Consider the following 25,926-nt stretch of genomic DNA (forward strand, 5'->3'; position numbering starts at 1 on the left):
TGAGGAACGGCCCGCCCGACTGATGTGCTTCCGGCTTACTTCGTGACGGTGACCGTGAACGGTCGGGACACCGTCGCCTTCGAGCGGGACCCGGACAGCGTCACGCTGGTGACCCCGGGCTCCGTCGCATCCGGGACGCCGACGGTCCCGCCGGCGACGATGCCGTCACCGTTCGCGCGTACCGTGCCGACCCGACGGCCGTCGCCGAGGCTGACCGTGATCTCCTCGTTCGGCGCGAAGCCGGAGCCGTCGACCGTGATCGACGTGCCGCGCGGCGCGGACGGCGTGGGCAACGACAGGCGCGGCTGGTAGGCCGGGTCCGTCGAGCCCACGGTCACCTGCACGGTTGCCGTCGCCGGCGTACCGGAGGACGCGCCGGTGGCGCGTACGGCGTACCGCCCCGGTGGCGTGTCCCCGGAGGTCGCGACGGTCGCGCGGACCGTGCCCGTCGCGGACGCCGAGACCGTCACCTCGCGGGTCGTGCCGGCCGCGAGGCCCACCGTCACCCGCTCGCCGGCGGCGAACCCGCTGCCGACGACCGTGACCGCGTCCCCAGCGGCGACCGACTGTGTGCCGGACACCGCGAGGGTGGTGGCCGCCCCGGCCCGCCGGACGGTCACGGTGAAGCTCGCGGTGCTGCTGGACACCGTGTCCCACGCGGTGACGCGCACCGTGTAGGCGCCCGCACGGGCGTAGGTGTGCCGGCCGCTCAGCGCGCCGTCCGCACCGATCGTGGCGTCGTCCGGAACCGTGCCGTCACCCCACTGGACGCGGGCGTGGTAGCCGGTCGGGTCGGGAAGACCGCCGGTCACCGATCCGAGGTTCGCCGTGAGGACCTGCCCGGCGTCGACGCTCTGGTCGCCCGGGGCGGCGGTCACCAGCGCGGCGGCCGGCGTGCCGTCGTCGGCGACGGCGAACACGTGGATCCGGCCCGCCGAGCGCGGGTCGCCGGTCTGCGTCGGCAGGGTCACCGAGACCAGCGTCCTACCCGCCGGGATCTGGTACGGCGTGGTGGCGAACAGGAACGGCTGGGCGCCGTCGCGGCTCGTGCCACTGAGCCGGTACGCGGACTTCGCGACGACGATGTTGCCGTAGGACGGCGTCCCGTTGGCGTTGCCGCCCAGCGTCCAGTCACTGAACTGGATCGGAATGCTCGCGGTGCTGCCGTCGCTGAACGTCGCCGTGCCGGTCGTTGCCTGGTTGCCCTGCGTACCGGCGCCGATGAACGAGATGCTCCGGGCGTCGGCCGGCAGGCGCAGCGCGATCGTCGCGCCGTTGCCGGTGGCGTTGTCCGGCTGCCCGGCCGGGACCTGCGGCAGGGTGAAGCCCAGCGCGGTGCCCGGCACCTGGTGCCGCTGCCCCTGGGTCACGCCGGCCGCCGCGAGGGCCGCCCGCGAGTACGCCCACGACTTCGCGTCGCAGTCCGCCGCGAGGGTGCCCTCGTCGCCGACACACACGCTGTCGAACGCCGCGGTGAGGCCGGAGTTCGCCGCGTACGTGACGTCGACGCCGACCGTCACCGAGCCCTGACCGACGCCGTCGGTCACCGTGACGCTCGCCTGGTGGTAGCCCGGCGTGGCGTAGGTGTGCTCGCCGCTGACGCGGTAGACCTCCCGGGAACTCAGCGTCAGGGTGCCCTCGGTGGCCGGTGACCCGTCACCCCAGTCGATCGTGGCCCGGTAGTCGTCGGCGACGCCACCGGTGACCGTGGCCAGGGCCATCGTGGCGGGCGCGCCGGAGCGGGCGTGCACGCCATCGGTGGCGGTCACCGTGATGTCACCGCCGCCCAGGTCGAGGTCGCCCCCGGCGAGCAGCTCGATCTCGGCGAGGGTCGGCTGGGCCGCGCCGACCGTCTTCGTCACGACGAGGCGGAACTGGGAGTACCGTCCGGGCTTGTCGATCCGGAACGGCCGGGTCTGGTTGCGCCAGCGGAACACCTCGCCCGCCCGCGCGTCCAGCGTGCTCCAGGTCAGGCCGTCGGTGGAGCCCTGCAACCGCCAGTCCGCCGGGTCGCCCGCGGTCGCGCCGGAGGTGATGGTGTAGTAGGTCGGCTTCTGCCGTCCGCCACGGCTCGTCCAGCCGATCTGCGGCGTGCCCGACGACGTCGTCAGCTGGGTGGTGGACGAGTCGTCGAACAGCGTCGACGCGTCCGGACCGCCGCTGACGGTGGCGGTGCCGAGGCCCGGCCCGGTGACGTCCTGCAACGGCTGCGGTACGGCGTCGCCCCTGGTCAGCGACGGGGGTGTGGCGTCGCGACCGGTGCCCCACGACGACGGGTTCGGTCCCATCTGGAAGTCGATGGTTCCGCCCCTGGCGAGCGCGGACACCTCGACGGAGACGTCGCGCTGCTTCTTGCCGTTGACCTTCACGCTCTGCACGTACACGTTGCGGTTGTTGTTGTTCGCGGCGTTGACCACGATGTCGCCGGTCGGTCGGTGGACGGTCATCCGGGTGAACTGCGGCGAGCCGATCGCCCAGTGGGTCGACCCGGCCTGCAACGGGTAGATGCCCAGCGAGCTGAGGACGTACCAGGCCGACATCTCGCCGTTGTCCTCGTCGCCCAGGTAGCCCTGACCGATCTCGCTGCCCACGTAGAGACGCCGCAGGATCTCGCGCACGGCCGCCTGGGTCTTCGCCGGAGCGCCGGCGACGTCGTACAGGTACGGGATGTGGTGCGACGGCTGGTTGCTCATGCCGAGCTGTCCCATCCGCACCGCGCGGGCCTCGATCATCTCGTGGATGACGCCGCCGTAGCCGCCGGGGTGGTCGGCGTTCTCGGGCGTCGCGAAGAAGGTGTCGAGCTTGTCCCGCAGCGCCTTCTGCCCGCCGTACAGGTTGATCAGGCCCTGGGGGTCCTGCTGTGCGGTGAACGCGAAGTTCCAGCCGTTGGTCTCGGTGTAGACGCCACCCCAGTCCAGCGGGTCACCGGCGAGGAACGTGCCGGCCGCGTCGCGGCCCTGGAAGAGCTTCGTCTTGGCGTCGAAGAGGTGGACGTAGTTGCGGGCCCGCTCCAGGAAGTACCGCGACTCCTCGGTGAGCTGTTCGCGCCGCGACTTCGGCGTCGCCGGGTCCTTGGCGAGCGCGGCGGCCATGTTGCCGATGCCGTAGTCGTTGATGTACCCCTCGAGCGCCCACGACACCGACTCGCCGGTGCTGGTCGGCGTGTAGCCGAGGAACAGCGACGTCTCGATGCCCTTGCGGCCGACCGCGCCGCGTCCGGACGCGACGGTCGCGTCCTTGACGGCCGCGTCGTACGCCGCGAGCGGGTCGGGCAGCTTGACCCCGGTGAGGTACGCCTGCGCCAAGGCCACGTTCGCGCTGGTGCCGGTCATCAGGTCGGCGTAGCCGGGCGACGACCAGCGGGCGATCCAGCCGCCGTCGCGGTAGTGCTGGACGAACCCGTCCGAGATCTTCGCGGCGACGTCCGGGTAGAGCAGCGAGTACGCGGGCCACACCGTGCGGTAGGTGTCCCAGAACCCGTTGTTGACGTAGATCTGCCCGTCGACGATCTTCGCGCCGGTCCGGGTGGCGGTCGACGTGCCGGTCGGCGCGGACACCGGGCTGGCGTACTGCCAGTGGGGGGCGGCGGCGGTGCCGGTGTTCTCCGACTGCGAGTTCGGGTAGAGGTTCAGCCGGTACAGGTTCGAGTACATGGTGACGAGCTGCGTCTCGGTCGCGCCCCGCAGCTCGACCCGGCCGAGGCGGTCCTTCCAGGCGGCGGTGGCGGCGTCGCGGATCGCGTCGAAGGTCCGGCCGGTCACCTCCAGGTCGAGGTTGCGACGGGCCTGCTCGACGGAGAGGAACGAGGTCGCGATCCGCATCGTCACCTGACGGTTCGCCGAGACGTCGAAGGTCGCGGACGTCGCCGTGACGGCTGCCGGCGCGCGGTCGAACTCACCGGACACGAACATCCGGCTACGTCCGGCCGAGAGGCCGCTTCCGTTGTCGACCCAGCCGGTGAACGTGCTGTCGGTACCGAGGGTGAAGGTGCCCTTGGCGAAGACGAGACTTCCGGTCGACGGTCCCGGCCCGAAGGTGAACCGCATGATGCCGGCGTGGTCGGTCGGCGTCATCTCGGCGACCAGGCCGTTCTGTAGCGCGACCCGGTAGAGGTCCGGCCGTGCCGTCTCGTCCTCGTGCCGGAAGGCCAGCGCCCGGCTGGCGGGTGCTCCGGTGAGGGGGCCGTCGCCGGCCACCGGCATCACCGACATCTGGTTGCGGTCGCCCATCCAGGGGCTGGGCTCGTGGGAGATCGCGAGGCCCTGCAAGGTGGGCAGGTTGGCGGCGTTGTTGGCGCGGTGGTAGTCGTACTCCCAGGAGTCCGAGGTCGCGTCGGTCACCGGGGTGAAGAAGTTGAACCCGTTGGGCACGGCGGTGATCGGCAGGTTGTTGCCGCGCGAGAACCCGCCCGTGGAGTTGGTGCCGCGGCGGGTGTCGACGTAGTTCGTCAGCCGGGAGCCGTCGATCGTCGCCGGGTTCGGAGTCAGTTCGACGTCGTCGAGCCACCCCTGGAAGAGGGTCTCCTCGGTGGCCTGCGGGTCGTCGTACGCCAGCAGGACGCGGTCGATCGTCTTGCCGCGCGCGACGGCGCCGACGTCGGCGCTGACGGCGTTCCACTGGTCGGCGAAGAGCACCTTCGAGGCGCCCTGCCCGGCCGGGGTCAGCGGGTTGCCGTGCTGGTCGACGGCCGAGCGTCCACTGAGGTAGCTGCCGTCGGTGAAGTGCAGGTCGACCGAGGCGTAGGTGGACGGGTAGCGGGCGTCCTGGCCGGTGAACTCGGGGAAGATCCGGTACGACAGGCGGGTGTTCGGCCCGACCGGGATGTCGACGTCGAACAGCTTGTTCGTCGCGTACGAGCGGCCACCGGTCTGGGCGCCACCGTAGTAGCGCAGCGCGGCCAGCCCGGTGAAGCCGACGCCCGGCTTCGTCGTGTAACCGCCGGCCGGGCCGGGGCCGATCTCGGTGACCATGGGCGTGGCCGGCGGTCGGACGTCCGAGCCGTCGCTGATGTCCCAGCTGGCGAGCTGGGTGAGAGTGTCGCCGGAGTTCGCGGAGACCACCAGCCGGTACCAGCCGTAGGCCGTCGTGTTGGTGACGCCGTACCTGTTGGTGGCGAACCGCTTGGCGAAACCCTGCTTCGTCTGGCGGTCCAGGTCGACCCAGGCGCTGCCGTCGGTGGACCCCTGGAGGGTGAAGTCGCGGGGGTCGCGGCCCGGCTCGTCGTCCGCCGAGGTCAGCGCGTACCGCTTGACGACCGCCGGCTTGGCCAGTTGGTACGTCACCCACGCGGTCGATTCGAACGCCAGCCACTTGGTCGACGGCTTCCCGTCGGCGAGGTTCGCCGCGATCTCGTTCGGCGGGTTCTGGGCGCTCGCGGTGACGGCCTCGACCTGGCCGAGCAGGCTGCCGGGCAGGTTCGCGTCGCTCGACCCGCTGAGGTTGCCCTGCACGGGCCGACCGGAGCGGTCGACCTCGACGGTGCTCGGGGCGGGCTGCGGGTCGGCCGATTCGAACGAGGAACGGAAGGCGCCCGGTGGCGGGGCGCTCGGAGCGGCGCTGGCCAGCGGCGCGGCGACGACCATCCCCAGGGGCAGCAGGACGGCGGTTGTCGCCACGGCTATCCGCAGGGAGACGGCGCGCGTACGGGGGAGATACGGCATGGGGGCGGGACCTTTCGACTCGATCCGGTCGAGTACGTCGAGCGTCTGGGTGGCAGTGGAGGGTGGACCGGCTCTGACATCGTTGTCATCGGGCGTGCCTGACAAGCGAGGGCAGATCCGGTGGATGTTGGCCAGATGTTTCCGGGCAACCAACGGCCTGTCAATGGGTTGAGCGCCGCGAAACGCGCCCAGCGCTTCCAGTTCGTAAGGAAGGGCACCTTCCTATACACGAGGCGTTAGGAAGGTGCCCTTCCTTACTCGGCCTTGGCGAGGCGCAGGTGGACTCGCGGCCGCTCAGCGACCGCCCGCCGCCAGCTCGGCCAGCATTCCCTCGCAGCTACGCACGACCACCTCGGCACCGCGCCGCTGGGTCAGTGGGAGCAGCGGATCCTCCGCCCGGTCCCGCCACCGCCACTGGGCGTCGGCGGCGGTCTCCCAGAGCCGTTGGGTGGTCGCCTCGTGCTCGACACCGAGCCGGGCGGCCAGGGAGACGCCCTCGCCGCCGACCAGCCGCCGCGCCTCGGCGGCCAACTCGGCGTCGAAACCGAGACGGGCGTTGCGCAACGCCACCAGCAGGCGCAACTCACGGAACTCGTGCGCGCCCGCCAGGATCTGCTCGATCGCGCCGACCAACTCGTCGCTGCCCCGGACCGGCTCGGCCCGCACCAGGGACTCCACCGCGGCCAGCGCCGAGCGCGCCTTGAGCGCGTCGCGCCGATCGACGAAACAACGGGTCATCGACTCGCGCAGCTCGGTGAGGCCGCTGCGCCGGATCAGCTCGGCCGACATCGCCACCCGGGTGTCGAACCCACCGCGGACCAACGTCGTGGCCAGCCGGATACCGAAGAGGCCGAACCGGTCCAGCAGGCCCGCGCGCACCTCGGGATCGAGGCGCACCGGAAGGTCGCCACGGACGAAGCGATCGGCGGAGAGCAGGTGGGGCTCCAACCCGGCGCGGGGCACCCCGGCCAGCGTCGCCAGCGCGGCGAATTCGGACTCGCTGAGCAGCCGACCCGCGAGGCCGACAGCTCCACTGCACGCCACCACGTTGACGGCCAACGCGCCCACCCGGGGATCGCGGTGGTGCCGACGGGCCAACTGTCGGGCGGTGAGCAGCCCGTCGATCCGGCCACCGCCGACCTCGTCCGCCCGGGACAACACCATGATCACGTTGACCGGGGCGGCCTGCCCGACGGCACTGTCCCGACCGGACTCCAACACCCGCAGATCGCTGTCGCGGCCGTCCCGGGTCAGGAACAACACCGCGTCCGCGTCGGCCAGCACCCGGTCCAGCACCGGCGCGTGCCCCTGCTCGTCGACCGTGCTGAGCGCCGGGGTGTCGACGAGCGTCACCTGCCGCAGCGCCCGCGTCGGCCACCGCACCACGATGTCGCGTACCTCCCCGGCACGCCAGCCGAGATCCACCCGCATGCCGGTCGCCGACTTGACCACCGTCAGCTCCTGCGGAGGCTGCCCCACCGGGTAGGCGGTGGCGCCCGGCGACGCGCCGTCCTCGTACCAGGTGAACGCGCCGTCGGCGCCCTCGACCGGCGCGACCTCCTCCCCCATCAGCGCGTTGAGCACCGTCGACTTGCCCGCACGCCACGGCCCGGCGACCGCGATCCGCAGCGGCTGCTCCAACCGCGCGATCTGGTGCCGCAACCGCCCGACCGCCCGCGCGTCGTGCTGGTAGACCTCCAGCGCCTGGTGCAGCAGCCCCCAGGCCGCCTCGTCCAACCGCACCCCGACAGTCATGCCCCGGGCTCCAACAGCACCGGGGTCGACCGGGCGGCGGTCAGGTGCTGGGACTGCTCGTAGAGCGCGGCGAGGCGGGTCATCTTCGACCGGATCTCCCGCTGCCGCTGCTCGCGCAGGGCGACGTCGGTGTCGGCCTCCTGCTTCGCGCTGCGGAACGACTGCACGATGGCCTCCTGCAACTCCTCGGTCAGACCCGTGAAGTGGTCGCGCAGCATCCGTTGCACCTGCCGGGTGGCGTCCCGGCAGTCCCGGACCATCCGGACGAAGAACTCGTCGACATGCCGCTGGATGACCGTCTTCACGGTCGCCTGCCGGCGGCGCAACATCTGCTTGCTCTCGTCGCGGATGCTCTTGCCGCCGAAGAGGGCGCCGATGCCGACCGAGACCGGGTTGATCATCGGCATCCCGGCCAGGGTGGTCGCGAGGCCGAACATCAGCATGCCGCCGTACGAGCCCTTCATGCCGGTGAACAGCTTCTGACCCGTCGTGAACCGGTCGATCCGCGGCCGTTCCAGGTCCGGCAGCCGGTCGCCGAGATCCTCCGGCATCGTCATCGACCAGGGCGGCAGCACGTCGTAGCCGTACCGGTTGAAGTGGGCGGCCACCCGGCGGGCGATCCAGTCGCAGCGCTGGACCAGCCACTCGTGGTTGGCCTCCGCGGCCTCGACCAGGCTGCGTGACAGCCACTCGTCGAAGGTGTCCCAGGCGACGAGCGGGTCGGCCTCATCGAACGCCTCGTCGACCGCCCGCAGGATCTGGCGCGTCCGGTCCCGCAGGTCGTACTCGATGTCGGAGAGCAGGTCGGCCATCTCGTCGTTGAGGGTGTTCTGCCAGCGGGTCGAGCAGCGCCGCAGCTCGTCGACCTCCCGCTGGGCCGCGTGCAGCCGCGAGATCGGCCCGGACTGCTCCGCCGCCTCCTGCGTCGCCAACTCGGCGCGCAGCGGCGCGGCCAGTTGCTCCACCACCGTACGGGCCACCGCCTGCACCGACGCCCGCGCCAGGTGGTCGGCCTTGCCGGCCAGGTCCCGTTGCAGGCGGGCGATCAGCGCCGGAAAGCCGGACTCGGCGTTGAGACCACGGTCGTCGGCCGCCGCCGCGCGCAGCCGCAGCGTCGCCGACACCGGGATCAGCGGCGCCGCGACGCCGGCATCGGCGAGGTGTTGCCGGTTGCGCTCGGCGACCGTCCGCCAGTCCGCCACCAGGTCGGTCTTGCTCTGAACCACGACCACGTTCGGTTGCGAGCGCATGACGTGCAGCAGCATGTTCAGCTCGGCCACCGAGAGCTCCCTCGTGGAGTCGGAGACCAGCAGCACGGCGTCCGCGCGGGTCGAGGCGGCCACCTCCACGGCCGCGCCGAGCGCGGTGACCTCGTCGGTACCCGGAGTGTCCACCAGCACGAGTCCGGCGGCGAGCAGCGCCCGGGGCAGGCCGACCTCGACGTACGCCGGACCGCCCCCCGGCCGACGCCCGACCGCGCCGGACACGCCGGCCGCGACCTGGTCGAGCGCCAGGGAGGTCCGCTCGGCGAGCGTCGCCGCCGGCCCTCCCGCGGGTCGTCCGGCCGACGCCTGGACCATCGTGGCGCAGGCGGATTCGGCGTGCTGCACCACGGTCGGCAGGACCGTGGTGCGACCGTCCCCGACCGGGCAGGCCGGCGCGTTGATGATCGCGTTGATGAGCTGACTCTTGCCCTGGTTCGGCTCGCCGACGACCAGGACCCGCAACGTCGGATCGAGCAGTTGGGCACGCTTCTGCCGGACCGTCTGCAGCAGATCGCCGCGACCGTGTGTCGTACACGTCCGGGCGATCTCGTCCAGTACATCCAGCCAGATCCCCGCCATCACCGCACCAAGTGTGCGGATTTCGGCTCAATTAGCAAGAGGTGTCGGAGAGGAAACCGGGAAGGGCCGGGCCGCTCGACGCGACCCGACCCCCCGCTTCCGACGGAAAATCCCGTCAGAGCAGACCGCCGGTGATGCCCAGCAACCCGTGGTCCGACGAGGCGGGCCCCCCGTCGTGCGAGTCGCCGGTCACACCGTCGGTGAGCCCACCCGTCACGTCGCCGACCGTGCCGGTGACCCCGGGAAGGAGACTGTCCACGTGGTGCGTGACACCGCCCACCACGGACGGAACGTCCACCGGCGGCACCACGCCGCCGACGGCGCCCTCGCCGAGGCCCAGGCCACCCAGGGTGTCGTGGACACCGAGGGAGCCGACGATGCCGTCGACCTGACCGTGCACGCCGGAGAGGACGCCACCGGTCACGTCGCCGCCGAGCACCGGGTCGGTGACGCCGAGCACGCCGGTCGGGTCGCCGACCGTGCCGGTCGCGCCGCCGAGCACCGGGTCGACGATCCCGTCGACGGGCTGCACCACGTCCGCGTCGAGCGTGTGCGCCACGTCGGACACCCCGGTCAGGTCGGTGTCGAGGCCGCTCGGCCCGACACCCAGGCCGACACCCGGCAGCACGCTCACCCCGGCGGCGACGGTCGACGGGTCGACCGCGATGGCGCCGAGCACACCGGCCTTGACGTCCACACCAGACGGCGAGCTGGTGACGCTGATCTGCTGCGCCACGCTCTGCAACTGACCGACCACGTCGGTGGCGTCGGTCACCAGCGGGTCGAAGCCGAGCTGCCCGACCACCGGGGCCAGCGGCGCGAGGCCCTGCCCCGGCGCGTAGTCGACCACCAGCGGCACCACGTCCTGCACGTCGGCGGCGGTGATGTCGCTGAGCCCCGCGGCGTGCAGCGCGCCCTCCGGGTCGAGGTCGAACGCCGACCGCGCGTCGGGGTTGGTCAGCAGGTCGAGCACGAAGTCGTGGAGGGTCTGTTGCGAGTCCATGTGCCGGTTCTCCTCGGATTGGCATCGGCGACCGTCGTTCGTCGAGAGGAACGCTATGGCGGGGGGCGGCCCCGGACATCGGGGCTGCGCCCGCAATCGATCAAGCCGCGTTAGGGCGTTCGCCGGCTCCCCCGTTAGGGGGACTGGGGGAAACCGTCCCGGTCAGATTAGGGTGCCGACCACGCAGTGATCTCTGGTACGAACGTAGGGGCCCGCGGGTTTCGCCGGGGGTGGGTCGCCGGACAGCGCCGACGCCATCGCCATCAGCCGGCCACTCGCGGAAAGAGAAGAGACGGATGCCGTACGTCCTGGGGATAGACATCGGAAGCACCAACACCGCCGCCGCCGTCGCTCGGCGCGACGGCCGGACCTGGACGCGTCCGGAGGCTGTCCCGCTGAACGCCGGCTCGCCGCTCGTACCGTCGGTGCTGCACCTGGCCGAGGACGGCGCGCTGCACATCGGCGGGCCCGCGACCGACGACGGCAGTCGCACCAGCAGGGATTTCGTCCGCCGGATCGGTGACGACGTGCCCCTGCTGCTCGGTGGCGAGGCGTGCGCGCCGCAGACCCTCACGGCGGAGTTGGCGGCCTGGGTGGTGGAGCAGGCGCACGCCGCGGAAGGCGGCCCGGCCGAGGCGGTGGTGCTCAGTCACCCGGCCGGCTGGCGGCCGTACCGCCGGGAGCTGCTGCGCCGGGCGCTCGTCGACCTCGGGCTGCGCACGGTGACGCTACTCCCCCGTACGGTCACGGTCGCGGAGAGTCACGCGGCGCGTGGCTTCGCGGGCACCACGGCGGCCGTTTACGCGTTGGGCGGCGCCAGCTTCGAGGCGGCCCTGGTCCGGCGCACCCCGCGCGGCACCTACGAGAGCTTCGGCACGCCCCAGGGTCTCGACCCGATCGGCGGGGCCGACTTCGACGAGCTGCTGGCCAGCCACGTCCGTACCGTGCTGTCCCGGGAGCTGGCCGCCATCGGGCGGCGGGACCACCACGCCGCCCTGCGCGGCCTGCCGGCCGAGTGCGACCGGGTCAAGCGGGCGCTGACCGTCGAGCCGGCCGCCGACGTGGTGTTGAGCCTGCCGACCGGTCCGGCACGCATACCGGTGACCCGCGCGCAGTTCGAGGCGATGATCCGCCCCACCGTGCAGGCCACCGTGGACCTCCTGCTGCGCACCGTGCAGGGCGCCGGCCTGACGCCGACACAGCTCGACGGCGTCCTGTTGGCCGGCGGCTCGACCCGCATCCCGCTGGTCACCGAGCTGATCAGCACGGCGCTCGGTGTGCCGGTCGAGGTCGAGCCGGACGCGCAGCTCACCGCCGCCACCGGAGCGGCGAGCGCCGCCTGCCAGGTGGTGTCACCCCGGCCGCGCCCTCGACCCCCGGCCCCGGTCCGCGATCCGGCGCCGGTCCCGGGTGAGGGCCGGGCGAGCCTCCCGGCCCTGCGGCGACCCCGGGACCACGCCACCGATCCGGGCGAACCGCCACCCCGACCGCCGGTCCGGATCCTGCCCCTCGACCTGCCGAAGGCGTCCCGCCTGGCACTGACGCTCAGCCGGGGACGCGAAGGATGACCACAATGATCATGAATAACCTCGTCGACTCCCGACTGGTGCTGGGCCGGGCGTCCAGGGCCCTGTTGGACCGGGTCGCAGACGATCCGGTCGCGCCGCTCACCGTCGGCCTGGCCGGCCCCGCCGGGCACGGCAAGACCGCCCTGCTCGCCGAGCTGACGAACATCCAGCAACGGGCCGGCGTCACCGTGCGCACGGGTGTTCCCGGGCCCGGCGAGCCCGTCGACCCGGACGACCTGATCCTGGTCGACGACGCGCACCTGCTCGACGACGAACGGATCGGCGTGCTGCTGCGCCTGGTCGCCACCCGCCGGCACCGGCTGGTCGTCGCCCACCGCCCCTGGCCCCGGTCGGCAGCCCTCACCGAGCTGGTCGACACGCTGCGCCGCGACGGGCAGGCCGTGCTGCTCGGGCCGTTCACCCGGGAGCAGACCGGGGCCTGCGTCGCCGCCGTCCCCGAGCTGACCCAGCGCGCCGAGCTTGTCGACTTCGTACACGCACAGACCGGTGGCGTCCCCCGCGACGTCGAGCGGCTCACCCGCGGCCTGCGCGTGGCACCGAGCCTGACCACCGTCCCGACCGAGCCGCCCCGACCCGTCGTCCTCGAGTTCGCGCCGGAGCTGGAGATCCAGCCCGCCCCCGTACGACGACTGTTGCTCGCGGTCGCGGCCGGCGTACCGCTGCCGGTGGCCATGCTCGGCCCGCTCCTGGATCAGGAGCCGGAGGCGGTGGACGAGCTGATCGCCACGACCCGGGCGGCCGGGCTGATCGGCGCGGACGGCCGGCTCACCCCGCTGGTCCGCCGGGCCGTCACCACGCTCAGCCCGGCCACCGAGCGCAGCGCCGTCTGGCGTCGCCTCACCGAGTTGCAGCTCGCCCGGGGTGGTCCGGTGCTACCGCTGGTCCGCTCGCTGCTCGCGGTGGGCGTCCTCGGCGACTGTCCGGCCCCGACGCTCGCCGCGGCGGCCCAGGAGGCGCTTGCCGACGAGCCGGCCTTCGCCGCCGAGCTGTTCGCCGCCGCCACCGCGGCCGGGCACCCGACCGGCGCCCGCCAGGCTCTCGCGGCCGCGCTCGCCGGTGACCTCGACGACGCGCTGCGCCTGGCGGACCGGTTGCTGACCACCGCCGACCCGGCGGTCCGCGCCGAGGCGGCCACGGTGGCGGCGACCGCGCTGGCGCACCGGGGCCACGCCGGCCGCAGCGTCGAGCTGTACCGGTGGTCGGGCACCGCCTCGTCGGTGGCGTTCGCCGCCGTGGGCGGGTTCGCCATCGGCGACCTGACCGCCGACGGGCCGCGCGTGGACGAGCCCGCCGGCGCACCGCCCACCCTGCACGCCAGCGCCGCCCGGCTGATGGCCGACGGAGTACGCGAGGGCGTCACCGGCACGCCGAGCGCGGCGCTCTCCGCGCTCGTGCAGTCCGCCGCCCTGCTGGAACCGGACGGTCGGGCGGCCCTCCTGCCGGACAGTCCGGCGGCGCTGGCCGCGCTGACCGCCGTGCACTGTGGCGAGCTGGACATCGCCGAGCGGGTCCTGCACCGCGCGGAGGCCGGCGGTGTCGGCGGCCCGCTGATGGCCCGCCGGCATCGGCTGTTGCAGGCCTGGATCCTGATGGTTCGAGGTCAGACGCTCGCGGCCGCCGAGCGCCTCGCCACGGTCACCGCCGACGAACGCCCGTTGGAATCCCGCGACCTGCTCTTCGCCGCCGCGCTGCGGATGGGCATCGCCCGGCGCACCAGCGACCTCGGCGCGCTCAAGCGGGGGTGGGGCCAGGCGCTGGAGGCGGTGGTCCGCCACGGGGTCGACCTGTTCACGCTGCTGCCGCTGGGCGAACTGGCCATCGCGGGCGCGCGGCTCGGTGACGTGGCCCGGTTGGCGCCCTACCTGCGGGAGGGCGCCACCCTGCTCGACCGACTCGACACACCGACGCTGTGGAGCGTCCCGCTGCACTGGAGCGGCCTGCACGCCGCCATCCTGACCGGCGAGCCGACGGCCGCCGACGACCACGTCGCCGCCCTGCTCGCCGCCGCCGAGCACAGCCGCTACGCCGGTGTGGTCGCCGCGGCCGCCGAGAGCTGGGTCGAGGTGCTACGGGGTGTGGTCGACCCGGTACGGGTCGAGGCCGCCGCCCGGGGCCTGCACGACACCGGACTGTGTTGGGACGGCGCCCGCCTCGCCGGTCAGGCCGCGATCCGCACTGCGGACCGACGGGCGATGACCACCCTGCTCGAGTGCGCCCGGGTGCTCCAGGGTCGGCCGGCCGGCGCGACCGGTGGGCAGCGCCCGATCGACGGCGCGACCGCCACGCCGGCCGCCACCGCGGCCGGCCCCACCCAGCAGGGGCTGAGCGACCGCGAGTACGAGGTGGCCGAGCTGGTGCTCGCCGGGCTGACCTACCGGGAGATCGGTGACCGGCTCTTCATCTCGGCCAAGACCGTGGAGCACCACGTGGCGCGCATGCGCAACCGGCTGCACTGCGCCAATCGGGCGGAGCTGCTGGCGTTGCTGCGGACCATGGTCGCCGACCGGGCCAGCGACGCCGCCGGGCAGCCGTGGCCGCAGCGGTCGGCCCGATGAGCCGGCGCACCCGGCGGAGCGCCACGTGACGCGCGCACGACGACCTGGGGTCCGGCTCGTCGCGACGGCGGCGGTGCTGCTCGCGTTGTGGTCGTACGCAGCCTGTCTGACCGGCCAGGACGCCCTCGACCTGCTGCGGGTGCGGGCCCTGGCCGACACCCTGGGCCAGCCCATCGACCGGCTGGTCCTGAGCCTGCAGACCGAGCGCCGGGCGACCGCCGAGACGCTGGCCGACGCCGCGCCCGCAGGGGGCACGCTGGCCGGGGCGCGGGCGGCGACCGACGTGGCAGCGGCGCAGGTCCGGGCGTTCGGAGACGGACACGACCTGCGCCTGCTCAGCGCGGGGGCGGTCCGCGACCGGGCCGAGACCCTGGTCCGGAGGCTGAACGGGCTGGGGGCGATCCGGTCCCGGGTGGACGACGGGCAGCTCGACCAGGCGGGCGCGGTCGACGGGTACGACCAGCTCGTCGACGCCGCCTTCGACGTGTACGGACCGGAGTGGGGCGCGCACGAGAGCAGGCTGGCGGTCGACACCCGCGCGGTGATCGCGCTGGCCCGTGCCCGTGAGCTGCTGGCCCGGGAGGACACCCTGGTCACGGCGGCCGTCCTGAGCGGTCGACTGGGCGTCGAGGAGCGCCGCCGGCTGGTCGAGCTGGTGGCCGTCCAGCGGTACGCCCGGGCCGAGGCGACGGCCGGCCTGCCGGGCGACGGCCAGGGCGCGTACCAGCGACTCGTGGCGGGACCCGAGTTCGCGGGCCTGCTCGCCGTGGAGGACACGCTGCTGCGCACGGACCGGGTCGACGCGCTGCGTGGGGTCAGCGCGCAGAAGTGGCGCGCGGCGGCGGACGCCGCCCTCGGCGCGCTGCACGAGCTGGTGACGACGACCGCCCGCGCGAGCGTCGAACGGGCCACACCCGGCGCCGCGGTGATCGTGGGGCGGACCGGCGTGGTGGTGGGTCTCGGGCTGATCGCCGTAATCGCGGTGCTGTTGGGCTGGGCCAGGGCCGTACGCCGCGGGCCCGAGCACGAGACGCCGCCGGGCGCCGACGAGCCTCGGTCGGAACCGCCGACCGCACCCGTCGACCGGCTGCCGCCCGTTGCCGAGAACGGCGGCGATCAGCAGGGTGGCGGGCCGGCGCGGGAACGTCACGCGGCCGACCTGTTGCTGGGGATCACCCGGCGCAACCAGGTTCTGCTGCGCGACCAGCTCGACCTGCTCGACGCGATGCAGCGGCGGGAGCAGGACGCCGCGGAGGCCGACGAGCTGTTCCAGCTCGACCATCTCACCACCCGTATCCGCCGCAACGTGGAAAAGGTGATCACCCTCGCCGGGGCGCGGCCCGCGCGCCGCTGGCGACGCCCGGTCCCCCTGCTCGACGTGACGCGCGGCGCGGTCGCCGAGGTGCCGGAGTACCACCGGGTCCTGGTGGCGCCGCACTGGCCGTGGTCGCTCGCCGGCCCCGCCGTCACGGACGTCGTGCACCTGCTGGCCGAGCTGATCGAGAACGCTCTGACCTTCTCGACGACCGACACCACGGTCCGGGTCACCGGCGAGCACCGGCCACACGGCTGCGCGATCGTGGTGGTCGACGACGGTCCCGGCCTCGACGCCACCGCGCTCGACGAGGCGAACCGTCTGCTCGCCAGCCCGCCGAACGACCCGCCGAGCGACGCCGGAGGGTTGTACGCGGTCGCCCTGCTGGCCGCCCGGTGCGGTGCCCGGGTCGTCCTGCGGCCCAGCCGACGCGGCGGGACGGCTGCCATCGTGCACCTGCCGGCCGAGCTGGTCACCGTGACCGGCGGCCCGGACGCGACGTCGCCGGGGCCCGCGTACCGGCCGCTGCCCGGAGCGGTCGAGGTGCCGGACGCGAGGCCGACGGGCAGCGCCGACGGGCTGCCGATGCGGATCCGCCAATCCGGGGCGCCCGTGCCCGGCCCCGGCAACGCCGGCCCCGAGACCGTCGAGCTGCCGATCACGAGAACAACGAGGAGACATCGATGACGCACGCAGTGGTCACCGAGGACAGCCTGACCGGCGCGCTGGACCGCCTGGTGGACCGGGTACGCGGTGCGGAGTTCGCCGTGGTGCTCTCCCCGGACGGGCTCCCGCTCGGCGGTTCCCGGCAGGTGCAGGCGAAGCTGGCCGAAGAGATCTCCGGGATCGTCGCCGGCCTGTTGGCGCTGGGACTGGCCGCCACCCGGACGTGCGACGCGGGCGGGCTGCGCCAGATCGTGGTGCAGATGTCGCGGGCGTTCCTCTTCGTCGCCACCATCTCGAACGGGACCATCCTGACCGTGCGGATCTCCGGCGACGAGGTCGAGGTGGGCGACATGGCGTACGAGGTCGCGCTCTTCGTCGGGCAGGCCGAACGGCACCTGCCGATCCGCCTGGAGACCGCCGCCGCGGCGAGGAGCGGAGATTCTGGTGCCCAGCGCCGGCTCAGCTGACGAGGCGTGGTACGACGACGACGCCGGCCCGGTCGCCCGTCCGTACACGATGACCGGTGGGCGTACGACGTCCGAGCGCGGCCGATTCGACCTGATCTCGCTGGTCGTCGCGCGGCGGTCGGCGACGTCGCCCACGTCGCTCTTCCCCGAACAGGCGCGGATCGTCGAGCTGTGTCACCATCCAGTGTCGGTGGCTGAGGTCAGCGCCGAGCTGGATCTGCCCCTCGGCACCGTTCGGGTCCTCCTCGGTGACCTGCTGGGGGCGGGGTTGGTCGAGACGCACGAACCGCCGTCGCTGTCGGATCTGCCGTCGCAGGAGCTGCTCGAGTCGATACTCGTCGGGCTGCGCGCCCTGTGACCGCTCGGGTGCCACCGCGACCGAGCGGTCGCGGGCGGGCGTCCGGCGACGAAGTGAAGGGGAGACAGGCAGTGCCGGCAACACCGCCGCAGCCACGGCGTACTGTGGCGATCATTCTGCTGGACCGGATCGTGGCCGCTGCCGCAGCCGCACGGCGGGTGGTCACCGGCCGGGCCGACGTGTCGCGGGCCACCTGGGTCGCCGTATTCGCGGCGCTCGGGGTGGTGGTGGCGACGGTGGTCTCGATCGTCAGTGTGGTGCGTACCCCGGAGCGGCTCGCGCCGGTGACCCTGGACGCGCCCCCGTCGGTGGACCAGTTGGGCACGCCGGGCCCCGGTACGCCCCGGGGGCAGGCACAGCCGGCCGCCACCAGCCCGACCACCGTGGGGTCGCCCTCGGCCAGCGCCGCGCCGCCACCCGTCGAGCCGCCGTCCAGCGCGCCGGCCGTGACCCCCTCGTCGGCCTCCCCGACCCCGGCCGCCCTCGCCGCCGACTTCGTCGTCGAGGACAACGCGCTGCTCAGCTACGGCGCGACCGTGACGATCAGCAATCCGGGGCCGGTGCCGGCGACGCGGTGGACGCTGACCATCACGCTGCCCCGGGAGTCGCTGCGGGTCAGCGCGGTCGAGGGCGCGCGGGCCACCCAGGACGGCGCGGTGTGGACGTTCGTGCCGGACGGCAGCGTGGGGCAGGTGCCGGGCGGCGCCTCGACGCGGGTGACCTTCCGGGTCAACGGCGCGGTGGTCGGCGCGACGCCGACGGCGTGCACGATCGACGGGGTCGCCTGCGGCGGCCTGTCGAGCTGAGCCCCGGCCGCCGAGTCGGTCCCGACGGCGGCCCGGACGCGGTGGCGAGCATCGCTCATGCTGAAGGGGTGATTCGCTTCGTCCTGAACGTCCTGTGGCTCATCTTCGGCGGTGGCCTCGTGCTGGCGATCGGCTACGGCTTCGCCGCGCTGATCTGCTTCCTGCTGGTCGTCACCATTCCGTTCGGCGTCGCCGCGCTGCGCCTCGCCGTCTACTCGCTGTGGCCCTTCGGCCGCACGCTGGTGCCCAAACCGGGCGCGGGCGTCGGCTCCGGGCTGGCGAACGTGCTCTGGGTGGTGCTGGCCGGTTGGTGGCTGGCCCTGTCCCACATCCTCGCCGGCATCGCGCTCTGCGTGACGATCATCGGGATCCCCTTCGGCATCGCCAACTTCAAGCTCGTCCCGGCCGCCTTCTGGCCGCTGGGCCGGGAGGTCGTCGAAGCGCCGTGACACGTCGACGGGTCGCCCGTTTCCGAGGCGGGCGACCCGGTCGGGGCCGACGCCGTCGATAGTGGACAATCCGCTTCACCCCGACGGACCCCTCGATAGGAGCCTGGCATGGCCGGCCCGGACGCCGAACTCACCGCGACGCTTCAGCCCGACGTGCCGCACGCGGCACGGATCTGGAACTACTGGATGGGCGGCAAGGACAACTTCCAGTCCGACCGGGCGGCCGGTGACGCGGTCGCCGAGGTCTACCCGGAGATCGTCCTGATGGCGCAGCAGTCCCGCCGCTTCCTGGTCCGGGCGGTCCGGTACCTGGCCGCCGAGGCCGGCATCCGGCAGTTCCTGGACATCGGCACCGGCCTGCCGACCATGCAGAACACCCACGCGGTCGCCCAGGGCATCACGCCGGACGCGCGGGTCGTCTACGTCGACAACGACCCGATGGTCCTCGTGCACGCCCGCGCGCTGCTGGCCAGCACGACCGTCCAGGGTGTCACGACGTACGTGCCGGCCGACTACCACGACCCGGAGGCCATCCTCGCCGAGGCGGCGCGGACGCTCGACTTCGACCAGCCGATCGCCGTCATGTTCATGGGCGTGCTGGGGTACGAGCCGGACCTGGAGGTGGTGCGCTCGATCGTCGGGCGGACGATGGACGCGACGGCGTCCGGCAGCCACCTGGTGCTCTGGGACGGCACCAACACCAGCCCGCAGGTGGTCTCCGGGGCGCAGCGGCTGGCCGAGAACGGCGGTGTCCCGTACATCCTGCGCAGCCCGGCGGATCTCGCCGGCTGCTTCGCCGGGTTGACGCTGGTGGAGCCCGGTCTCGTGCCGATCCCGCTGTGGCGTCCGGACGAGGCCGACGCCCGGGGGATCGACGCCTACGGCGCGGTGGCCCGCAAGCCCTGACGCGACGCCGACCCCCGGGTACGTCGCCCGGATCAGCGCGCGCAGGTCAGCGTCAGCCCGGCCGGCGGCGCGCTGGCGGTCGCGAGCAGACCGAACGTCGTCGACCCGTCCGGCGCCAGCGTTCCGTTGTACGGTGCGTTGCGCACCACCACGTCAGCGCCGGCCGGGTCGACGACACCGCCCCACACCGCCTGGATCCGCTCGTCGCCGGCCCAGCGCCAGGAGACGCGCCACTGGTCCAACGGCTGCGTGCCGACGTTGCGGACCGTCACGGTGGCGACGAATCCGGTGCCCCAGCGCGAGTCGATGGTGGCGGTCGCCCGGCAGGACGTCAGCGCGGCGGTCCGGCCGCTCCCCCCGTAGTAGGGCTCCCACCTGCCCTCGGAGTCGCGGAACCCGAACCAGTACTCGGTGTCGGGGGTCAGCCGGTCGAAGGTGACGGTGCCGTCACGCTCGGCGGAGACCAACTCGGCCACCGGGTTCCGCCACGCGTAGGCGTCGTCGCGGCTGGCGAAGAGTCCGACGGTGATCGGCGGCCGGTAGCCGCACGGCGGGCTGAGCGCGATGAAGTAGACGACGGTCAGGCTGGTGGTGGTGGCTGCGGACACCCGACCACCGATGGGCAGTGCCGGTGGGCAGACCGGGGTGGGTGTCGGCGCCGCCGTGACCGACGCCGTGGGTGTCGGCGCCGCCTGGGCGACGCCGGTGGTCGCGGCCCAGCCGGTCGTGGCGGTGGTCAGGGCGATGGTCGTGAGAGCCAGGAAGATGCGACGCATCCGTACCTCCGAGAAGCCGTCGCCGTCGCGGCCACGGATGGGCAGCCGACCGTACGGGTCCGGACCTGCGCGGCGGCCGCCCGACGGCGATCGGCATGCGGCCGCTGACGGGGACTGCCCGCGCGCGGGTGGTGGGGCCACCTCGCGCGTCCCCGACTCCGGAGCAGAGATCGACCACGCCGGCTCCCGAGCGCGGCCGAACCACAGCATCGCATTCGACGGTTGTCGATACAAGCGGGGTGTCGCGAGCCCGTCGGACGCCCGCCGCCTGCCCGTCGCCGCGAGGACACGCGCCGGGCCCCCGGATCGACGATCATCCATAGTGGTATGTCACTTCGACGCGGGAGCACACACCATGCGCGACAGGAGCAACACGAACCGGCGGGTGACGAGGGCACTGACGGCGGCGGCCACCGTGGCGGCGCTGACGCTGGCCCCCCTCACGACGCCGTCACCCGCAGCCGCCGCTCCCAGCCGGGCCGACCTGGCCCTGCGCTGGGCGCCCATCCACTACCAGGACGTCGACGCCACCGGCACCCACGCCCTGGGCGGCCGGAGTGACTACGTCACCGCCGTGGACTTCGACGGCGACCTGAACGGGCGCAACAACTGGGACCGCACCGGGGCGTCCGGCACGTCGCTCGCCGCGCACGTGTACTACTCCGTCGTGGAGACGAGCACGCACTGGTACATCACGTACCTGTTCTTCCACCCCCGGGACTGGACCGACCACCCGTTCTTCGAGACCGAGCACGAGAACGACGGCGAGGGCGTCCTCTTCGCGATCGAGCGGGACGGCTCCGCGTACGGCGTCCTGCGCGGGGCGGTCACCGTCGCGCACAGCGACTTCTACTCGTACACCCCGGCCGGCAGCAGCTGGACCAGCGGCCGGGAGAGCGTCGACGGCACCCTGCAGTTCCAGTCCTCGCCGCACGACTCCTTCACCCACCCGGTCACCGCCCAGGAGGCGCAGGGCCACGGACTGAAGGCGTACCCGCAGTACGCCATCAACGGCGACGGCCTGGTCTACTACCCGTCCACGGTGGCCGAGACGCCGGAGAACGGCGACGACCGGGACGTCCGTTACCAGCTCGTCGACATCTTCGCCGCCGGCGGCCTGTGGGCGCAGCGGACGAACGCGAATCTCTTCGCCAGCCTGGGCACCTTCGCCGGCGACACCTCCGGCGACTGCGGCGTCGGCACCTGGAGCTGCTCGTCGAACTCCGCGAACGCCCCCTGGGGCTGGGACGACGGCAACGACGTACCCGCCCGTGGCGAGTTGGCGAGTGACCCGGCGAAGCTGTCCGCCGAGTACTTCACCGTCCCGGCCGGGTTGGCGCGCAGCTACAGCTACAACCCGTACGCCACTGCCGCCAAGGCACTGGCTGAGGCGGCCCGCACGGCACCGCCGACCGTCGACTGACCCGATCCGCGCAGGTGCGCGGCCGACCCGTTCGGCCGCGCACCCACGCCCACCGGCTGTCGCGCCACGCCGGATCGACACGTAGCCTGCGCAGATGCGACACACCCTCGCACCGGACGACAAGACCCTGCACGGCCACTTCTCCCCCGACCTCGCGCCGGTGCTCACCATCGACTCCGGCGACACCGTCACCTACCGCACCCTGGACTGCTGGTGGTCGGCCGGCCCGTACCCCGGCGGCGCGAACCGGGACCGCCCCCGGGTCCCGCAGCGCCGGCCCGAGGACGGGCACGCGCTCGTCGGACCGGTCGCGGTCCGCGGCGCTCGCGCCGGCCAGACCCTCGCGGTACGCATCGACGCGATCGTCCCGGGCACCTGGGGTACGACGGTGGCGGGCGGGTGGCCGAGCGCCTTCAACGAGCGCTACGACGTCGAGTCGACACAGGTGGTACACGCCTGGGAGCTGGACCCGGCGACGATGACCGGCCGCAACCAGCACGGCCACACGGTGGCGTTGCGTCCCTTCATGGGGGTGCTCGGCATGCCGCCGGCGGAGTCGGGACGGCACTCCACCACCCCACCGCGCGAGTGCGGCGGCAACCTGGACTGCAAGGACCTGACCGCCGGGACCACGCTGTTGCTGCCGATCACGGTCGACGGAGCGTTGTTCTCGGTCGGGGACGGGCACGCCGCCCAGGGCGACGGCGAGGTGGGCGGCACGGCGATCGAGTGCCCGATGGACGAGGTGACGCTGACCTTCGACGTCCGCGACGACTTCCCGGTCACCGGCCCGGTGGCCCGTACCGCCGACGCCTGGCTGACGCTGGGCGTGGGAGCGACCCTCGACGAGGCGACGCTCCGTGCCCTGGAGGCGATGATGACCCTGCTGCAACGGCTGCACGGTCTCAGCCGGCCGGACGCGGTGGCGCTGGCCAGCGTCCTCGTCGACGTACGGGTGACCCAGATCGTCAACCAGACCGTCGGCGCGCACGCCGTGCTGCGCGACGACGCGCTGCGCTGAGTTGACGCCGGTCCGGGTCGTGGTCAGCGCAACCGGCGGGCCGTGAACCGGGCCGGCGGCTCGGCGATCGCGTCCTGCGCGGCGATCAGTTGGATCTCCCGGGTGCCCGCCGCGAGGGTCGCTTCGAGGACGGCGAAGACGGAGGAGACGGTCCGCTCCAGCGCGGTGGCCGGTGAGCCGGTGGTCGACAGGTGCGCCAGGTACAGCGCCGCCGTGACGTCGCCGCCGCCGTTCGGGTTGATCGGCAGCAGCGGGGTGGTGACCGCCCAGGCCCCCTCGTCGGAGACCGCCACCACCTCCAGCGAACCCGCCGCCACGTCGTCGTGCAGCACGCTCGTCACCAGGGCGTGCCTCGGCCCGGTGGCACGGACGACGTCGACCGCCTCCAGCACCTGGGCGAGGGTGGTGGTCGTACGGCCGGCGAGGAAGTCCAGCTCGAAGTGGTTCGGCGTGATGATGTCGGCGCGCGGCACGACGGTGTCTCGCAGGTACTCCGGGATGCCGGGCCGGACGAACATCCCCCGGCCGACGTCGCCCATCACCGGGTCGCAGCAGTACACGGCGGCCGGGTTGGCGGCCTTGACCTGGGCGACGGCGTCGAGGATCACGGCGCCCATCGCCGGGTCGCCCTGGTAGCCGGACAGCACCGCGTCGGCGCTGCCGAGAACCCCCCGGTCGGCGATGCCCGCGATCACCTCGGCCACGTCGGCGGCCGCCAGCAACGGGCCGCGCCACGCGCCGTACCCGGTGTGGTTGGAGAAGTGGACGGTCAGCACCGGCCAGACCTCGTGCCCGAGACGCTGCAGGGGGAAGACGGCGGCCGAGTTGCCGACGTGGCCGTAGGCGACCGACGACTGGATGGACAGGATCTGCACGGACCCATTCTGGCCGCCCCGTCCGCCCCGGGACGCGCGGGCCACCGATTCTGTCGGCTGGCCCACTGCGGTTCGCCCGGACGCCACACGGCACTTGGGGGCGGCCCGGACCGCCGAAATCCGGGCCGCCCCCTCGTGCCGCGCGGTCAGCCGCCGAGGCTCGCCGCGGCCGAGGCGATCGACGAGGCGAAGTAGCTCCTGGGTGTAGACGCCCGGGTAGTTGGGTCGGGCGCAGCCGTTGCCCCAGCTGACGATGCCGACCTGGATCCAGGCGTTGGTGGCGTCGCGGCGGAACATCGGGCCACCCGAGTCGCCCTGGCAGGTGTCGGTGCCGCCGCTGGCGTAGCCGGCGCAGATCTCCTCGGCCGGGATGAGGTCGCCACCGTAGTTGGAGTTGCAGGTGGAGTCGCTGACGAACGGCACGCTCGCCTTGAGCAGGTACCGCTGCTGCGCGCCGCCCTCACGGGCCGCGCCCCAGCCGGCGACGGTGAAGGTGCCGCTGTCGTACGCGGTCGTGGTGGCGATCTTCAACGTGCTCAGCCCGGTGACGGGGGTGGCCAGCCGGATCAGCGCCCAGTCCTTACCGTTGCCGTTGTAGCCGGGCGCGCGGTAGACGTAGTTGGACCGGACGGTGATCCGGCTGGACGACTGGAGGTCGACCACCCCGAGGGTCGCGGTGATGCTGGTGTTGGTGCCGGTCGCGCCCACGCAGTGTGCGGCGGTGAGCACCAGCCGGGAGCTGTAGAGGGCCCCGCCGCAGCCCATCGAGAGCCGCACCATGAACGGGAACTCGCCCTGGGCGGCGCGGGTGCCGCCGACCACGTTCGGCGTGACGGGGTTGTCGGCCGCGGCGGCGGGTGCCGCGAGGGTGAGGCTGGCCGCGGCCAGCGCGGCGGCCACCAGGCCGGTGAGGGTACGCCAGCGAACCATGCATTCCTCCGCTTCGGTACGGCACGCCTTGTGGGCGCACCTGATCGATAGCGGCTATCGTATTGATGGGAATATATGTTCCGGGTCATCCCCTCTGGGTCGTACTCCAGGGTTATGGATCGCGCTAGACGTCGCGGTCCCGCCGACGGCGACGCCCACGGGCGGCGACGACCGCCATGAGGCTGACCACCGCGGCGGCCAGTTGCAGCACCGCGCCGAGCAGGTCGACCAGGCTGGAGAGGGCGGTAGCGTCGGGGACAAGGTCCATCGCGGCCTCCGGGTTTCGACCCCCACCATCCGCGCCTTGCGGAGGGCTTCCCCCGGGCCCACGGACATCGACGGGCGCCACCACCATTATGGCAGCGGCCGGCGAGCGCACCAACCCCGGATTCCGAGGCGGTGACCGGACGGCGGCCGGCTCACCGCGGAACGGACTCCTGCCCGGCCAGCACCACCAGGCCGTCGGCCGGAACGGACACGGAAGCCGTCGCGCCGTCGGGCCAGACGAGGTAGCCCACCGGTGGCCCCGCCGATCCCCATCGCGCCCCGACGATCGTGGCCAGTCGCGCGTCGTCCGCCCCCGCGACACGTCGTACCCGGGTGCCCGGGGCATGCCCGTCGTCGGCCACGATGAGCAGCGCGTCGAGGATCTGTCCCACGCCGGCGGCCGGCAGTCCCGGCACGTACGGCTCGTCCACGGAGCCGAGGCGCGGCGTCATCATCGTGCGCAGCAGCGCGGCCTGGCGGACCGCCGCGTGGCGGAGCTGCCCGTCCACGCCAGCCTCGACGACGGCCAACGCCTCCTCGATCGCCGACCAGAGCCGCGTCGGCGTCTCGTCGAGCAGCCGGCGGGCCTCCCGGTCGACATCGGAGCAGGCGGTGTCGACCGCCGTGTCCTCGCCCAGCTCCGCGATCCAGGCGACGTCCCCCACCTCCGGGAGCAGTCCGGGCGACTCGGCCGCGACCACGAGGTACAGCATGGCGAGCAACTCCTGCCGACCTTCGCCGTGGTAGAGCCGACCGACGCCGGAGCCGGCCGGCCCACGGCTGGGCGGGAAACGTTCGACGAGGTGCGCGGCGCGGCCCTCCGGCAGCGTCGCCGCGCGGCGCGTGTCGGCCACCCGTTCGCCGAACGAGCGCCGTTCGCGGCGGTCGACGAGGGCCTGACGGTACGGGTCGGCGCTGGTCGGATAGATCGTCCGGCCGTACCTGGCGAGGGTTTCGCCGGGCTTCAGACCGGCCGAGTCGAGTTGCCGGGCGGCCACCGAGTAGCCGACGCCGGTGCGGGCCGCCTCCTCCCGGATGGCGCGCCTGCGGGCGCGGCCCGCGACGGGGGAACGGTGGGACGGGTGATCGGACATGACGCCTCCGGTGCAGCCCCACGCGCTCCACGGAGCGGGCGACGTGACCGGCACGCCGAGAATCGACACGACCGCGCGGAGTCGGCGACTCTTGGCCCCAGGTATGTGGTCGGGCGTGGGCCACCACATCGGGCGCGGGCAGGCGCTCTGCCGCCGCCAGCATATCG

18 protein-coding genes and 1 pseudogene are annotated in these 25,926 nt (G+C 73.3%); 10 read left to right on the plus strand and 9 right to left on the minus strand.

The window, feature by feature from the left end:
• Positions 1-35: 35 nt before the first annotated feature.
• From AB0J36_RS00190 to AB0J36_RS00205, 4 genes are all read right to left on the minus strand, one after another.
• Positions 36-5,660 carry a GH92 family glycosyl hydrolase gene (locus AB0J36_RS00190; protein ID WP_363659794.1) on the minus strand — a complete coding sequence of 1,875 codons (5,625 nt, stop codon included), beginning with the start codon at positions 5,658-5,660 and terminating at the stop codon, positions 36-38.
• 294 nt (positions 5,661-5,954) lie between these two features.
• Positions 5,955-7,415 carry a GTP-binding protein gene (locus tag AB0J36_RS00195; protein WP_357121248.1) on the minus strand — a complete coding sequence of 487 codons (1,461 nt, stop codon included), beginning with the start codon at positions 7,413-7,415 and terminating at the stop codon, positions 5,955-5,957.
• The gene (locus AB0J36_RS00200; RefSeq protein WP_357392752.1) at positions 7,412-9,259 is read right to left on the minus strand and encodes a dynamin family protein; all 1,848 of its coding nucleotides are present in this window, start codon (positions 9,257-9,259) and stop codon (positions 7,412-7,414) included. Before AB0J36_RS00200 ends, AB0J36_RS00195 begins: the two co-directional genes overlap by 4 nt.
• A 115-nt stretch (positions 9,260-9,374) precedes the next feature.
• Complete coding sequence (locus tag AB0J36_RS00205) at positions 9,375-10,262, minus strand: IniB N-terminal domain-containing protein (RefSeq protein WP_357121244.1); 888 nt, start codon at positions 10,260-10,262, stop codon at positions 9,375-9,377.
• Between the two features lie 296 nt (positions 10,263-10,558).
• On the opposite strand from AB0J36_RS00205, the gene AB0J36_RS00210 reads away from it, so the two are divergent.
• From AB0J36_RS00210 to AB0J36_RS00245, 8 genes are all read left to right on the plus strand, one after another.
• On the plus strand, positions 10,559-11,830 hold the full coding sequence (locus tag AB0J36_RS00210) for an Hsp70 family protein (protein ID WP_357392728.1): 1,272 nt from the start codon (positions 10,559-10,561) through the stop codon (positions 11,828-11,830).
• A gap of 5 nt (positions 11,831-11,835) precedes the next feature.
• Complete coding sequence (locus tag AB0J36_RS00215; RefSeq protein WP_357392727.1) at positions 11,836-14,406, plus strand: LuxR C-terminal-related transcriptional regulator; 2,571 nt, start codon at positions 11,836-11,838, stop codon at positions 14,404-14,406.
• Between the two features lie 25 nt (positions 14,407-14,431).
• Positions 14,432-16,408 (plus strand): nitrate- and nitrite sensing domain-containing protein, encoded by a 1,977-nt coding sequence (locus AB0J36_RS00220; protein WP_357392726.1) that lies wholly within the window; start codon positions 14,432-14,434, stop codon positions 16,406-16,408.
• Positions 16,405-16,854, plus strand: coding sequence for a roadblock/LC7 domain-containing protein (locus AB0J36_RS00225; RefSeq protein WP_357121231.1), 450 nt, complete (start codon positions 16,405-16,407; stop codon positions 16,852-16,854). The genes AB0J36_RS00220 and AB0J36_RS00225 overlap by 4 nt, the downstream gene beginning before the upstream one ends.
• Positions 16,832-17,212, plus strand: coding sequence for a DUF742 domain-containing protein (locus AB0J36_RS00230; RefSeq protein WP_357121228.1), 381 nt, complete (start codon positions 16,832-16,834; stop codon positions 17,210-17,212). The genes AB0J36_RS00225 and AB0J36_RS00230 overlap by 23 nt, the downstream gene beginning before the upstream one ends.
• Before the next feature lie 104 nt (positions 17,213-17,316).
• A complete protein-coding gene (locus tag AB0J36_RS00235; RefSeq protein ID WP_357392725.1) occupies positions 17,317-18,018 on the plus strand; it encodes a cellulose binding domain-containing protein in 702 nt (233 codons plus the stop codon).
• Positions 18,019-18,086: 68 nt separating this feature from the next.
• Positions 18,087-18,467 carry a YccF domain-containing protein gene (locus tag AB0J36_RS00240; protein WP_355050086.1) on the plus strand — a complete coding sequence of 127 codons (381 nt, stop codon included), beginning with the start codon at positions 18,087-18,089 and terminating at the stop codon, positions 18,465-18,467.
• 108 nt (positions 18,468-18,575) lie between these two features.
• Positions 18,576-19,373 (plus strand): SAM-dependent methyltransferase, encoded by a 798-nt coding sequence (locus AB0J36_RS00245; protein ID WP_357121219.1) that lies wholly within the window; start codon positions 18,576-18,578, stop codon positions 19,371-19,373.
• A 32-nt stretch (positions 19,374-19,405) separates the two neighbouring features.
• Here AB0J36_RS00245 and AB0J36_RS00250 read toward each other — a convergent pair whose 3' ends face one another.
• Positions 19,406-20,149, minus strand: coding sequence for a cellulose binding domain-containing protein (locus AB0J36_RS00250; RefSeq protein ID WP_357392724.1), 744 nt, complete (start codon positions 20,147-20,149; stop codon positions 19,406-19,408).
• Positions 20,150-20,504: 355 nt separating this feature from the next.
• Between AB0J36_RS00250 and AB0J36_RS00255 the strand changes: the two genes are divergently transcribed.
• Positions 20,505-21,572 carry a hypothetical protein gene (locus tag AB0J36_RS00255; RefSeq protein ID WP_357392723.1) on the plus strand — a complete coding sequence of 356 codons (1,068 nt, stop codon included), beginning with the start codon at positions 20,505-20,507 and terminating at the stop codon, positions 21,570-21,572.
• A gap of 94 nt (positions 21,573-21,666) precedes the next feature.
• Complete coding sequence (locus tag AB0J36_RS00260; protein ID WP_357392722.1) at positions 21,667-22,593, plus strand: acetamidase/formamidase family protein; 927 nt, start codon at positions 21,667-21,669, stop codon at positions 22,591-22,593.
• Positions 22,594-22,616: 23 nt separating this feature from the next.
• Here the strand turns inward: AB0J36_RS00260 and pdxY are convergent, their stop codons facing one another.
• The 4 genes and pseudogenes from pdxY to AB0J36_RS00280 all read right to left on the minus strand — a co-directional run bounded on the left by pdxY (position 22,617) and on the right by AB0J36_RS00280 (position 25,759).
• The gene (gene pdxY, locus AB0J36_RS00265) at positions 22,617-23,468 is read right to left on the minus strand and encodes a pyridoxal kinase PdxY (protein ID WP_357121206.1); all 852 of its coding nucleotides are present in this window, start codon (positions 23,466-23,468) and stop codon (positions 22,617-22,619) included.
• 258 nt (positions 23,469-23,726) lie between these two features.
• A pseudogene (locus AB0J36_RS00270) lies at positions 23,727-24,398 on the minus strand (serine protease); the annotation flags it as partial.
• A 124-nt stretch (positions 24,399-24,522) separates the two neighbouring features.
• Positions 24,523-24,666 (minus strand): hypothetical protein, encoded by a 144-nt coding sequence (locus AB0J36_RS00275; protein WP_357121200.1) that lies wholly within the window; start codon positions 24,664-24,666, stop codon positions 24,523-24,525.
• Between the two features lie 151 nt (positions 24,667-24,817).
• Complete coding sequence (locus AB0J36_RS00280; RefSeq protein ID WP_357172113.1) at positions 24,818-25,759, minus strand: hypothetical protein; 942 nt, start codon at positions 25,757-25,759, stop codon at positions 24,818-24,820.
• Between the last annotated feature and the right edge of the window lie 167 nt (positions 25,760-25,926).

It is taken from the genome of Micromonospora sp. NPDC049662 (assembly GCF_040675055.1).
Lineage (GTDB): Bacteria > Actinomycetota > Actinomycetes > Mycobacteriales > Micromonosporaceae > Micromonospora.